This window comes from Paenibacillus terrae (assembly GCF_005217525.1).
Taxonomy (GTDB): domain Bacteria; phylum Bacillota; class Bacilli; order Paenibacillales; family Paenibacillaceae; genus Paenibacillus; species Paenibacillus terrae_C.
This window is the reverse complement of sequence record NZ_PNXQ01000012.1, coordinates 175496-188327: the sequence shown is the minus strand read 5'-3', so window position 1 is coordinate 188327 and position 12832 is coordinate 175496. Positions and strand designations below refer to the sequence as shown.

Annotated in this window: 13 protein-coding genes, 1 pseudogene and 1 other annotated feature; of the genes and pseudogenes, 8 read left to right on the top strand and 6 right to left on the bottom strand. The window is 46.1% G+C overall.

Features of this window, described 5'->3' with window-relative positions; all coding sequences use genetic code 11:
• A pseudogene (locus C1I60_RS25555) lies at positions 1–201 on the top strand (MarR family winged helix-turn-helix transcriptional regulator); the annotation flags it as partial.
• Between the two features lie 132 nt (positions 202–333).
• The gene (locus C1I60_RS10900; RefSeq protein WP_137062242.1) at positions 334–1206 is read left to right on the top strand and encodes a (Fe-S)-binding protein; all 873 of its coding nucleotides are present in this window, start codon (positions 334–336) and stop codon (positions 1204–1206) included.
• 50 nt (positions 1207–1256) lie between these two features.
• Here the strand turns inward: C1I60_RS10900 and C1I60_RS10895 are convergent, their stop codons facing one another.
• Positions 1257–1784 carry a hypothetical protein gene (locus C1I60_RS10895; protein WP_137061740.1) on the bottom strand — a complete coding sequence of 176 codons (528 nt, stop codon included), beginning with the start codon at positions 1782–1784 and terminating at the stop codon, positions 1257–1259.
• Positions 1785–1975: 191 nt separating this feature from the next.
• Here C1I60_RS10895 and C1I60_RS10890 point away from each other — a divergent pair, with 191 nt between their 5' ends.
• Together C1I60_RS10890 and C1I60_RS10885 are read left to right on the top strand one after the other, a co-directional pair.
• Positions 1976–2911 carry a hypothetical protein gene (locus C1I60_RS10890; RefSeq protein WP_137061739.1) on the top strand — a complete coding sequence of 312 codons (936 nt, stop codon included), beginning with the start codon at positions 1976–1978 and terminating at the stop codon, positions 2909–2911.
• Between the two features lie 75 nt (positions 2912–2986).
• Positions 2987–3223, top strand: coding sequence for an NHLP leader peptide family RiPP precursor (locus C1I60_RS10885; protein WP_137061738.1), 237 nt, complete (start codon positions 2987–2989; stop codon positions 3221–3223).
• A gap of 87 nt (positions 3224–3310) precedes the next feature.
• Here the strand turns inward: C1I60_RS10885 and C1I60_RS10880 are convergent, their stop codons facing one another.
• The gene (locus tag C1I60_RS10880) at positions 3311–5200 is read right to left on the bottom strand and encodes an ATP-binding protein (protein ID WP_137061737.1); all 1890 of its coding nucleotides are present in this window, start codon (positions 5198–5200) and stop codon (positions 3311–3313) included.
• A gap of 347 nt (positions 5201–5547) precedes the next feature.
• On the opposite strand from C1I60_RS10880, the gene C1I60_RS10875 reads away from it, so the two are divergent.
• Both C1I60_RS10875 and C1I60_RS10870 read left to right on the top strand, forming a co-directional pair.
• Positions 5548–5808, top strand: coding sequence for a hypothetical protein (locus tag C1I60_RS10875; RefSeq protein ID WP_137062241.1), 261 nt, complete (start codon positions 5548–5550; stop codon positions 5806–5808).
• A 36-nt stretch (positions 5809–5844) separates the two neighbouring features.
• Positions 5845–6030, top strand: coding sequence for a hypothetical protein (locus C1I60_RS10870; protein ID WP_137061736.1), 186 nt, complete (start codon positions 5845–5847; stop codon positions 6028–6030).
• A 98-nt stretch (positions 6031–6128) separates the two neighbouring features.
• On the opposite strand, the gene C1I60_RS10865 is transcribed toward C1I60_RS10870, so the two are convergent.
• The 3 genes from C1I60_RS10865 to C1I60_RS10855 are packed head-to-tail and all read right to left on the bottom strand — an operon-like array spanning position 6129 to position 8385.
• Entirely contained in the window at positions 6129–6800 is a 672-nt protein-coding gene (locus C1I60_RS10865; protein WP_137061735.1) for a GNAT family N-acetyltransferase, read from the bottom strand.
• A gap of 36 nt (positions 6801–6836) precedes the next feature.
• Positions 6837–7508 (bottom strand): GNAT family N-acetyltransferase, encoded by a 672-nt coding sequence (locus tag C1I60_RS10860; RefSeq protein ID WP_137061734.1) that lies wholly within the window; start codon positions 7506–7508, stop codon positions 6837–6839.
• Between the two features lie 16 nt (positions 7509–7524).
• Positions 7525–8385: a carbon-nitrogen hydrolase family protein gene (locus tag C1I60_RS10855; protein ID WP_137061733.1), complete on the bottom strand. Its 861-nt coding sequence runs from the start codon at positions 8383–8385 to the stop codon at positions 7525–7527.
• Positions 8386–8544: 159 nt separating this feature from the next.
• Positions 8545–8816 (top strand) — a binding site (T-box leader).
• Between the two features lie 86 nt (positions 8817–8902).
• Here C1I60_RS10855 and C1I60_RS10850 point away from each other — a divergent pair.
• On the top strand, positions 8903–9988 hold the full coding sequence (locus C1I60_RS10850; RefSeq protein ID WP_137061732.1) for a bifunctional 3-deoxy-7-phosphoheptulonate synthase/chorismate mutase: 1086 nt from the start codon (positions 8903–8905) through the stop codon (positions 9986–9988).
• 212 nt (positions 9989–10200) lie between these two features.
• The gene (locus tag C1I60_RS10845) at positions 10201–11826 is read left to right on the top strand and encodes a DUF1593 domain-containing protein (RefSeq protein ID WP_137061731.1); all 1626 of its coding nucleotides are present in this window, start codon (positions 10201–10203) and stop codon (positions 11824–11826) included.
• Positions 11827–11909: 83 nt separating this feature from the next.
• On the opposite strand, the gene C1I60_RS10840 is transcribed toward C1I60_RS10845, so the two are convergent.
• Entirely contained in the window at positions 11910–12755 is an 846-nt protein-coding gene (locus C1I60_RS10840; protein ID WP_137061730.1) for a TrmB family transcriptional regulator, read from the bottom strand.
• Between the last annotated feature and the right edge of the window lie 77 nt (positions 12756–12832).

Sequence of the window (12832 nt, the reverse complement as noted above, 5' to 3'; positions counted from 1 at the left end):
CATAGCGGATATGTGGAGGATATATCTGCTGAGGGCAGTCGCAACCGCTGCCTTACTCTGACGGAGAATGGAAGAACGATATACAACGACGCAGCAGAGCTTTGGGAGGAGGCGCAGCGTTGTTTGCAGGAGTCATTGGGAAATGGGGAGCTGCAGATACTGACCGCACTCTTATCCAAAATTGAAAATTTGGGTTTGTGATCAGTCACCTTCTTACATGAGGTGATGCTCAATTCGTGTATATACACGAAAAAGATTGAAAATGTTTATCGCAGTATCAAGGAAAGAATGCTTTGCTGGTGAACAATAACCACGGAGAGGGATGTGGATAGGATGGTTGAATCCGTACCTGATATGAGAGAAATCATCGCAGCCGAGATGAAGACCTATGTGAGCGAAGACAAGGGCAATGTTTGTGAAGAACTACAGAGTCCTTATTACGAGGAGCCGATTATTCAATTTGCCGGGGCCAATGATCCTTTGTTTGAGGAGTACAAAAGAGTGGTGGGGCCCGACCACGCCACGCCGCAGGAAGCATTTGAACGTTCCTTCGGAATGGGGAGTTTTGATGGAGGCACCGTTATCAGCGTTGTGCTGCCGATCAGCGAGACGATCCGCAAGGCTAATCGTGCACAAAAAGATAGAGCCTCCAAAGAATGGGCACTGCTGCGGACCTTCGGCGATGAATATTTTGTACAGTCTGCAAGGAGGCATTTGACGGGATATTTAACAGACCTTGGTTACCGTGCGGTTGCGCCACTGGATACGGATTGGTACAGCATTTATGGTGCCGCAGGAGGGCCTGTCTCCAATTGGTCGGAGCGCCACATTGCATATGCTGCGGGTCTTGGCACCTTCAGTATTAATGACGGCTTCATCACCGAAAAAGGAATTGCCATCCGCCTGCTGTCCGTGGTGACCGATCTCCAAGTGCCGCCTGATGCCAGAACGTCAACAGGCCATACCGAAAACTGCCTGCTGTGCAGCAAGGGCATCTGCGGTGTGTGCATTACCCGCTGCCCTGTGCAGGCGATCAGCAAGGACGGCGGACATGACAAAATCGCCTGCATGAAATTTGTGTATGGCCAGGCATCGCGGGACTTTGCGGTGCTAAACGGCGGTGAGGCCGAATCGGGCGCCGGCTGCGGACTGTGCCAGACCAAGGTGCCCTGTGAAAGCAGGAATCCGATGCGAACCGCCCGGTGAATATGAAAACCTTGAGAACCGCCATTCTCAAGGTTTTTTTAGTACATAGCTTAGTTTTCATTAACCGAGGTTGAGGTGACCCCTGGCTCCCGCTTCAATTGGGCTTCATGTGGAGCCCCGGACTTACGGTCGAATGTAATCGGACCTTTACGGTTCACGAGCCGTTTCAGATCCACGGTCATTTCATTTTTCAGCTTATCAATGAGCTGTTCCTCTTTGATGCCTTTGCTTTTAGCAATATCGGCCAACGATTTGCCTTGTCCCAGTTCATTCTCTAACCGGGCAGGAGTGATACCCAGAAGCTTGGCGATCTTCTCATTCAAATGGTAATTCCAGCCGCCTGGCCCTTTACCATGTCCATGTCCGTGTCCATGTTCGTGTCCATGTCTATGAACATGTCCTGATCTGTGATGATCCTGTGGTGCAACCTTCCCCTGATGAGCTTCTCCTTGGCTTGTAGCATTAGGAACGGCAGCTTGCGACGGGTTGCCCGGTTCAGCACCGGAAGCGCCTGCACTCCCATACATCATCACCCCTCCATATAGGATAGCAGCGGTCAATTTCCATTGGTTTTTCATGATGCAGACCCTTCTTTCGTCCTTTTTCATACTATATTTTCTCTTTCTGCTTTTTTTATTCACTTTACAGATTTTCGTAAAATCCTTAATGTAAAAATAACAAAATGTTGAAAATTGCAATCTATTTTATAATGGCAGGTAACAACTAGATATCGCTATAAAATTATCCATAAGAGATGCAGGTGATAGCGATGGAATGGTATTTTGCATACAAAGATGAATTGGAAATTGTTTTCCGTCAAGCGGAAGAACGGACAGCCGCGTTTCCTGCTCCATTTCAGCGTCAGGGCTTGGACTATCTGGCCCGTTTTAATCCGTTAAGGGAAGACAGCACGCGCAACTACATATGCTATTTGCTTCCGTTCTGGCTGCAGGAGCTCACCGGGATGGCTCCCGAAATTTGCCGTAAGCTGTCACTGGGCAACGTGTTCGTCATGGCTCATTATTTGATTCAGGACGATGTGATGGACACAGCAGCAGACAATCGCAAAACGCAACTCGCCTTAAGCCAATTGTTCTATACTGAATGCTTGGACGTATACCGGGACCTTTTTCCTGCGTCCTCTCCTTTTTGGACGTATGCCCAAACGTATATTGGTGAATGGGCCGTTAGTGTGACATCTGAGGGAGCAAAGGACTTTTTTCAGGGGGAACGGCGTCAGGTGGCGCTGAAAGCCAGTCCCTTAAAAATGGCTGGGACGGGTGCTTTGCTGCTCGCAGGGCGGGCCGACCTGATTCAGACCATTACAGACATGACAGATACAGCGCTGGTTGTACTCCAAATGTCGGATGACTGGGCCGACTGGTCGGAGGACTTAGAGGAAAATAGCTACAACTGCCTTTTGTCCCACATCAGCGCCGAGCAAAAGACGGCTTATCGCGAAGGACTGGGGCCAGAGCAAATTCGGGAGGCGATTTATGTACGCGGGGCGCTTGTCAGTTACGTGAGCATTGCTGATCAAGCGGTTCAGCAGTTGGAGCATCTGGAGCCTGCCATCCCTGGACTGCGTATGTTCACGCGTTCGATCGCAGAAGAACTGGGTGAAGAGGCGGCAGAAATTGAAGCCGGACGTTCGCATTTGCGAAGAGGCGGACTGGATTTTTGGCTCTCCAAAAATATGAAATAGCGCTAGATTTTTACGATACTTTCGTGCTATACTGTCTAGGTAAATATAACCAATTGAATGAGAGGGTGATTTTTGATGGCTACTGAAGTTCTTCAAACACAGGTCATTCAAAAAGCGTGGGAGGATGCCAGTTTTAGAGAAAAACTGATGACAGATCCCAAGTCTGCAATCCGTGATGTGTTAGGAGTCGTTATCCCCGATCATGTCCAAATCAAAACATTAGAGGAAACACCAGATCAGTTTTATCTGGTCATCCCTCCAGACCCTTCCGGTGTGCTCGCTTCATCCCAGAAACCACGCTCCATGTGGTAAACTTGTTTTTGTTTGATAATCCTTAAACACCATGCGGGTGGGTTCAGCAAGCTTCCTTCCGTTTTCCCTAGCACAAAAAGCCGGATATTATCCGGCTACGGGGAAGCGGATCGTCGCTTCTGTTCCCACCCCTTTTGCACTTGTAAAAGAAATTTTTCCGTTCATCGTTTCAATAATCCGAAAGGTCACCATCATGCCCAATCCTGTGCCTTTGGTCTTATTGGAAAAGTAAGGCTCACCCAGTCTGGACAAGGTCTGTGCGTCCATCCCTTCGCCATTATCCCGAATATGAATAACAGCTTCCCCGCTTTCCACATAAGCCCATATATGAATATGACCCTGATCTCGCAACGCTTCAATACTGTTTTTAATAATGTTGATGAATGCCTGTTTGAACTTGGAGGAATTCCCACGCACTTTGATTTCCTGGGGAATATCCAAAGAAATTTTACCGCCCTGCAAATTAGCCATCGGACTGATGATTCCTTCAATATGCTTAAATTCATCCAGGATGGACAACGTTGTGGTCTGCTCAAATTCAGGTTTGGCAAATGTCAGAAAATCGGTGATAATCCCCGAGGCACGATCCAGCTCTTCCAGCGCGATATGCAGATAGTCTTTGTTTTTTCCATCCTCCTGCTTGCTCATCAACTGGAGAAAACCACGAGTAACCTGAAGCGGATTGCGTACTTCATGAGCTACAGATGCAGCCAGATCGCTAATAATCTCCATTTTCTCCGAACGCTGAAGCTCATTATTGAACATCTCTAGCTCTCTGGAATACCGAACCACCTGCTTATGCTTCTCTGCCAGTCTTCTGCCCAGAATCGCAATCAGTGCCAGCACAAAGCCGAACACGCCCCATTTCCACAGAATCATATTGTAGTGTCCGTCTCTGATGAAGAACCAGGTCAGTTCACCGATGGAAATGACAGCGAAAAATGCAAAGCCTATCGATAAAATGATCGCTTCGTGATCTCCCTTAAGCGCCATGCGAATCGAAGCAAATACCAGCAACACAAGTAATGCCACGAGTAAAACACACAGGATAATTACACTAAAAAAATAATATACATCGTTTAACCGCTCCTGTACCCCTAAATTCACAATCATCATTGTAAAGCAGAACAAGGAGTAAAATGTCAGCACTTTTCTAAATTTGCGAATCAGTATGATTGAATTGATATTTTGTTCAAAAAAGTAAGCTAATGAGGGCAGCAGAATAAATAACCCTACATCAAAAAGCTGTAAATAGAGCTTGCCGTAGCTGCGATAGAACGTATACAGGAAGGGTGAATACGTCACGATCATCAGACCAATAGACAGCACGATTGCGCTTAGGGACAGCCACATTGCCATGCTTGGACGGAACAGAAAAAATGAGCAGATCAGCAGCACCAGAGCTATAAATATAAAGGTGCTGCCCAGTACGATATCCAGAACATCCATTCTGACCAAGGTTCCCAGCAAATCACGATATTCACCAGTCATCACATTTCCCATAATGCCCAGTCTGTTCTTGCTGCTTTCCGTCCATATGTATAATGTTTTACCGCTGTCTTCCGGTTTAAGCGGTATCAGAATACGATTATTTTCATAATTGTACCCGCGATAGGACTCATAAAAATTGATACCGTCCTTATACAGCGTAATATGTCTACCATAAATATTTTCAAAAAGCACCGCTGGCGTTTCATCATTCAACGCTGGAAGCCGAATACGAATCCAGGCAGAGCCAGTATTCGGCGGCTGCTTGAGCAACTGTGAATCATCATTAATATGCATCCAAACTTTGCTTGGGTCCCGCACCTCATCAAGTGATCCATCCTCCCCTTCCACTCCCCATCTCATGTCCCAGGAGGGTATCCGGGTTTCCATTTCAGGGGTCGTTTTGGCCGCATAGGCGGGTAGGCCTACCGACAACAGTATTACAATGACCGCCAGCAGGGCGGTGACAGCTTTGGGCACAAGCCTCATGTTAAGCACCTCAAAGTTACATAGTAGGATTCACAAAATTGTATGCGTTTTATCATTTTTCAACGTCCTGGAATAATATTATTCTATACGATGATGTTCATACCTTCTTCATAAGAAGGATATCATGTTCTTTTTACTCATTTTTTGTCAATTTTTATTGATTATGATCATTTCCTGTCCTCTTATCATATCACAGCAGTTACGGAAAAAAACGTTCATTGGGAATGGCAACATCCCGATTTAGCATGATTTTAGCCTCGTACAGACACACTAACCCAAGGTTTAATCGTTCTGCCGTTTGGGTAAGGTCGGAATAAGCAATAAACGAACAAAGGAGTTGGAGTATGATGGCAAACCGAGATCATATAAATGATGAGCTTCATGACAACGATTGTGAGCCTTCCCTGCAAAATGCAGAAAAGAATTGGGAGAACCTGACCGATGGACCGGATACTCCACTGGAAAACATTCCTGATGCCGATGATCTTTCCCCGGATAGCCCTATTGACCCTTCCGCTCCAGCGGAATTTGTACATGGCACGGATTTACTGAATGGCGCCGATGGGAATGATGATGACGAACGGTTGCCGAGCCTTTCAAAAGGGTAATGAATTATCTACAACCAAAAGGAGTTGAGGTCCGTTATGTATAAAGATCCTATGTCTCAGGCGGATATGGCATATAAACGTTACAAAGCCTTGAATCCTGTGGAAGAGGACGACCGCAGGTCTGCGGACAAGTCCAATACAGATGATACCGAGCAACATCTTGTCGAAAACATTCCGCGAGGCATTGCATCGGCAAAGCCCGTACTCAAGGACCAGGCATGATCAGGGAACACCTATGGAAGTAAAAAGGGTGCCTCCGCAAGCCATACCGTTGATGAATGAATGGCTTGCTCGGAACACCCTTTCTATATTCGTATTTTTTACAAGGGCAACAGCGCGATCATTGATTGGGCTTCCAACCCCTCGACCATTTCATTCCATACCGCAGGCTTGTTCGACAACACCGTGTAGTAGCGGCGCAGGAAGGCAGCCACTAACGCTGCGCTCACCTCGTTTACGCTGTCATCCTCGGGCATAAAGCCCAAATTCAGCCCTTCTACAGCGACGCCATCGTTATTCCAGGATGGATGTACATAGTCCAGATCCAGTCGTTTGTAGCCCAGATGAGATAGTACCTCACGCCGTACATACGGGTCCATCGGCTTGACGCCGCCAAAGGTATGATCATTGCCACGATAAGGATCATAAATTTCCGCAAACATCCCCTGCAACCGCTGTCCGCTGGCCTGAGCAAGCGAATGCAAATCAGCCTGACGATGCTTCCAAAGGAAACGGCCAATACCGAGCCCTGGATGTCCAATGATCGTAAAGTCCGTCATGGCTACATTAAAATCCTCGTAGTAGCGATATTCGGTTGCACCGACCACCTTTTGGTCCTGTACGGCAACAAAGACACGGATGCCCGGGTCTTCCAACGGTTCTTTCCACAGACTATACTCCAGCACTTCCTCCGGTGGGAATACCTCCTGCATTAACTGATGCATGCTCGCAAATAGCGGGTCTTCTATATGGGTAATACGATGATATTCCATATGGGCATACTCCTTTTTATGTAGTGATGTAGTGATTCAGTGATCGGTATGAAACGGATTTCGCCATTCCATCAAGGCCGCATAATTACGCGATTGTTCATCGTCCAGATAATCAGGCATGATACAAACAGGCACCCGTCCGCAACGAAGCAGGAACGTTAACACCGGGTCCTTGAGCTCGCCGGAAACCACAGCATCTACATATGCTTCTGCGCTTAACTGGTCGGCATGATACTGATAACCGGGCATGCGTCCTGCGCCTAACAAACGATCCAGTTTAAGTTGAATGACAAGATGGTATAAGGAAAAAATCAACCACTTGCCCAGCCCCAGTCTACGATAAGCGGGACGAACGGCCAAGTCGATCACATACAGCGCGTTACCGTCCTCACGATGGGTACGAATATAACCGTCGTCCGCGACTTCCTCCCATGTATGTTGAGGATGCTCCGGCTCATAATGCATCAACAGACTGGTAACCGAACCCGCCAGTTCCCCCTCAATTTCCACACACAGCGCTCCATCTGCAAAATGCTCAACCTGACTTGCAATCTGCTCCCGGCTCCACAGCAGCTCCTGCGGATAGGGCGGCGGAAAGCTCTCCTGCTGAATACGCAGCAGCCCCTCATAATCGGCTATGGAATAATTACGGATGACCGCCCGCAACGGTCGATCTCCGTCAAAGACAAACCATTCTTTGCGATACATGACGCTCTTCCTTTCGTTAGCTCCAGTCTGTGTACAAATCCGTACGGCGGTCACGCCATGTGGTCACTGAGCCACGCTCGCGCACATCATACAATAGCTGCAAATCCAGATCGGCGGTGACGATCATATCGTTGTTCAACTCGCCTTCTACCATAATGCCGCGTGGCGGAAATGGAATATCATTCGGTGTAATGACTGCCGCCTGTCCATAGTTGGCCCGCATAAAATCAACCGTAGGCAAAGCGCCTACCGTGCCTGTCAAAACCACATAAACCTGATTTTCAACCGCTCTGGCGTGGCTTGTATACCGTACCCGGTAAAAGCCATGGCGATCATCCGTACAGGATGGACAGAAAATGATATCTGCTCCCTTCGCCTTCGCCATGCGTACGATTTCGGGAAATTCAATATCATAGCAAGTCAGCATCGCTATTTTACCCTTGAATGTCTCAAACACGCTTAGCCCCTCGCCGGGAGCCATATTCCATTCGTGCACCTCAGTCGGTGTGATGTGAATTTTGTCCTGCGTGACTACACGTCCATCCGGGTAAAACAGGTGTGCCGTATTATATAAACGTCCGTTTCGTTGCACCACATGGGTACCGCCGATGATATGCATCCCGGTCCGGCGGGCGAATGAAGTGAATAATTCAAGATAGCGATCTGTAAAATCCGGCAGGTCGTTAATGGTCAGCGCCTTGCCTTGACCGTCACCGATCGACATGAGCTGGGTCGTAAAAAACTCGGGAAACAGAACAAATTCCGCACCAAATTCCTCGGCTGTTTTGATATAATGCTCCGATTGAAGGGCAAATTCCTCGAACGAATCAATCGTATGCAGATGGTATTGAACCGCCGATACTCTGATTTTGCTCATAATTCCTCCTTGTATATAACGTCTTTTAGATGGCAGAGATTCCCGTTGCTGTTCACATTATAACCGATTCAAAACCGGGAGAGAACCGAACCTGACAAACAGGTCTTGCCTTCTGCACCTACTTTGTTTAAAATAAGGACAACTCTTTGAATCACATGAACAAAGACATGGACGGAGACAAGTAAACGTCTACCGGATTTCCACAGAAAGGTACGCATTGCTGAGAGCGTACCGAAATCTCGCGTTGAAATTCACTCCCGAGTCGAGCCTTGAACCAGCATAAGATTCATTTTCTTATCTGCATTAGAGGTTTCCGGAAGCCCCCGTTACGGGCATCAAGCTCAGAAGTTGCTACTGTCGGCTAGAATGACGTTGACGACTTGTATGTATACTTCTGTAATTAGGGTGGTACCACGGCATTCGTCCCTTGCGGCGAGTGCCTTTTTGTGTTATTTTCTGAAAAAAGGTCTATCGATTGACAGAAAAAACAATTTTTATTCGGGAAAGGATGTTATGTATGTCGACAAATGAAAATTCTTTGGAGCTGCTGCGGGAACAGCTCGATGCTACCAACCTGCAATTGCTGGAGCTGTTGTCGCAGCGTGCTGAACTGGCCGGACAACTTGGTAAATTAAAGGAAGCTCAAGGGGTGCCTGACTTTGATCCGGTGCGCGAGCAACAAATGCTGGACAAGCTGACCGCCGCGAACCGTGGACCATTCGACGACGCTACGATCCGCCAGCTGTTCAAAAATATTTTCAAAGCTTCCCTGAACTATCAAAAAGAAGAGCACAAAAAGCATCTGATCGTTAGCCGCAAAAACCAGCCGGATAGCACAGTCATCAAGGTTAAGGGCACGCTTGTTGGTGGCAAAGCCTCCGTTATGGTTGCAGGTCCCTGCTCGGTGGAAAGCTACCAGCAAACTCGTGAAGTCGGTGAAGCTCTGAAAGAGGCGGGCGTTCCGATTCTTCGTGGTGGCGCGTTCAAGCCACGTACGTCTCCATATGATTTCCAGGGACTGGGCGTTGAGGGTCTGCAAATTCTCAAACGCGTAGGTGATGAGCTGGGACTGGCTACCATCAGTGAAATCGTCGACCCAAGACATTTGGAGGAAGCGATCCAATACATCGACATCATTCAAATTGGTGCGCGTAATATGCATAACTTCGAGCTGCTTAAAGCTGCCGGCGAAACAAGAACTCCGATCCTGCTCAAACGCGGACTTGCTGCTACAATGGAAGAATTCCTTCATGCTGCGGAATACATCGTTTCCCGTGGTAATACGCAAGTCATGCTGATCGAACGCGGTATTCGTACGTATGAGAAATGGACTCGCAACACGCTGGACATTTCCGCCGTGCCGATTTTGAAAAAGGAAAGTCATCTGCCTGTTCTGGTCGACGTGACCCACTCCACAGGACGTAAGGACATCCTGGCCCCTTGTGCCAAGGCTGCACTTGCTGCCGGAGCTGACGGGATCATGGTAGAAGTCCATCCGAACCCGGCAGTCGCTTTGTCTGATGCCCAGCAACAGCTGAATATTCCTGAATTCCACAATTTCCTGTCCGAAGTAAAAGAATCCGGTTTGTTCAAAGTGAAATAAATCGCTTTCATTTTCTCGGATTATGATGTAATATTTAAGTCAGGATTGTGACTGATAATGCAGGCAAAACCTAGATACATGTATGCTCAATTTCTTTTTGCGCATAATGTATTTAGGTTTTTTTTATACCTAAAATTAGATATAAAACCATCAATGTATATAGTCTTAATCCTAAAAAACATCATGTGTACGTTCAGGAAGGGGAAAAGAAGATGAGAGAAAGAAAATGGTTAAACGTTTTCCTACTAGGTATGATTTGTATGTTGATCATTAGTGGTTGCAGCGGCGGAAAAGCTCCTGCTGTTGCAAAGGATGAAAAAACTACTCCGGCCAAAGAACAAGTGGACAATAAAGTAGAAGCTAAAGCGACGAAGGCTAGAACCGTTATTACGACCGATGGAGAAGTCGATGATATGAATTCGGTTATTCGTTTCCTCCTCTATTCCAATGAAATGGACTTGTCCGGTATCGTACTGACCAGTTCCGTATACCATTATGCCGGTGATGAAAAAGCAGGCATAAAGCCATTCAGATGGACTGGAACTCAATGGGTAACGGATATGATCGATGCTTATGGAGAAATTTACCCTAATCTGACTAAACAAGCCGAAGGATATCCAAAGCCTGAATATATTAAAAGCGTTACCAAGATCGGCAATATTTCATACAAAGGTGAGATGGACAAAGAAACCGAAGGATCTAATTTCCTTAAAAATCTCTTCCTGGATGATGATAAAAGAGATTTATATGTACAAACCTGGGGTGGCACAAATACGACAGCCAGAGCTTTAAAATCCATAGAGGACGAATACAAAAATACAGCTCAATGGGCTGATATCCAAAAAAAGGTGAGCGATAAGCTCGTTCTTTATATCATTTTGGATCAGGATGACAGCTACAATAAGTACATTGCAAAAAATTGGCCGAACATCAGAATTATCAATGATCAATCTAACTTCTGGCATTTTGCATACGCTTGGAAAATGCACACGGAAGAAGTCAACAGCAAGCTACACGGGGATTGGAACTTCAAGAATATCCAAAATGGTCACGGCAAATTGCTCGATATGTACGCTTTGATGGGCGATGGAAAAATGATCCCAGGTGAATTGGCTGAAGAACAAAGAGGCAGTGAGGCTTATTTAAAGAAAAATCCACAATATGATAAATATGATTTTATCTCTGAAGGAGACTCTCCATCATTCTTCTATCTGATTGATAACGGTCTGCGGAGTATGGAAAACCCAACCTATGGTGGCTGGGGAGGTCGTTTCGGTGTGGTTAACGATAAATTATTTAGAAATACCGTGTTAGACTATGATGTGTATACGAAAAAATTTGAAGCGGAATATTCTCTGATGAGATGGTTTGATGATATTCAAAATGACTTTGCAGCTCGTGCAGATTGGGCGATTGCATCCGACTATAAAGATGCCAATCATAATCCAACTTTAAGCATTAAAGAAGGATTAGATATAACTGCTAGTCCCGGTGAGAAAATAACACTGCATGCAGAAGGATCAGATCCGGACGGCGATCAATTAACCTATAAATGGTGGAGATATTTTGAAGCCGATACGTATGAAGATTCTAAAGTAAAACCCGCGGAAGTGAAGCCTGAATTGATAGGTAACATGCAGCTTGGACTTCATAGAGAAGTCGCCAAGGGCGAGAAATTAAATACGATTGACCTGCAAGGCAACGATACAAATACGGTAAGCTTTACAGTTCCCGCAGATGCCAAGTCTGGAAATACGATTCATATCATCGCAGAAGTACAAGACAATGGAAAGCATCAGCTAAAACATTACCAACGTGTGATTGTAACTGTAAAATAAAGGACGGAACGCCCAATGAAAAGGCTCATGGAATTCACACTCCATGAGCTTTTATTTATGCATTTGGACCATTGCATATTCGTCTAAGCCTTCTTTTCAGGTAAAGGGACATAATATCCTTTGCCATTCGGACCCATCGCGAATTTATTGCGAAGATGGATAAGATTAGGGCCGAATTTGGCTTCCAACTCTTCACGAAACTCATACATGATTTCCATAATATAAACATCATGAATAATCACTTCCGTAATCGGCATCACAAGCCCCGGATGCATCGTCCATGCAGCACGGCTATCATCCCCGAGTGAAAGTATACCAGCCACAACCTCCCGATCATCTACGCTGAGTACAATCCATCGTCCACCAATTTCGGACGTAATCTCCTCACTCATATCATGGTGGTAAATGGTGGCGAATTCAAAGTTAAGATCTCCGTAAGCTACAATGAAAATCTCAACCCCTTCCCGGGCGACTTGCTCTAAAGCAGCTCTGAATACCTCGGCATCCTCTTTCCAAATTTCCATTAAGATACGGTGCTTGGCTCCCTTAATTCCTTCTTGTATGCGACTTATAATGGCTTCATAACCCGATATATTCCAAATATTCTCTCTGTTTTGGGACGATGCTGTATACTGCTCCAATGTCTCTTGCGCTACATTAAAAATTTGCTCTGCTTTGCGTTTTCTCTGGGCAATCAATTCATGGGGCGGGAGTGGTACATATAACGGTGTATTATCTTGACTTACCATTATGTCCCCACGATGAACCATTCCTAATAATACCTCATAAATTTTAGATCTTGGCACGCCGGAATTCAATGACACGGCATATCCCGAAAGTGGAGAGCTTTCCAACAAGGTCACATAAGCTTTAGCTTCATATTCCGTAAAATTCAGATCCCGCAGAATTTCTAACACATTTGGTTTCATGACGCATTCTCCTCAAATTCATGTTCAACCTTACTATAACACTTCCCCTTGACAAAAACCGATATACCCACTATCTT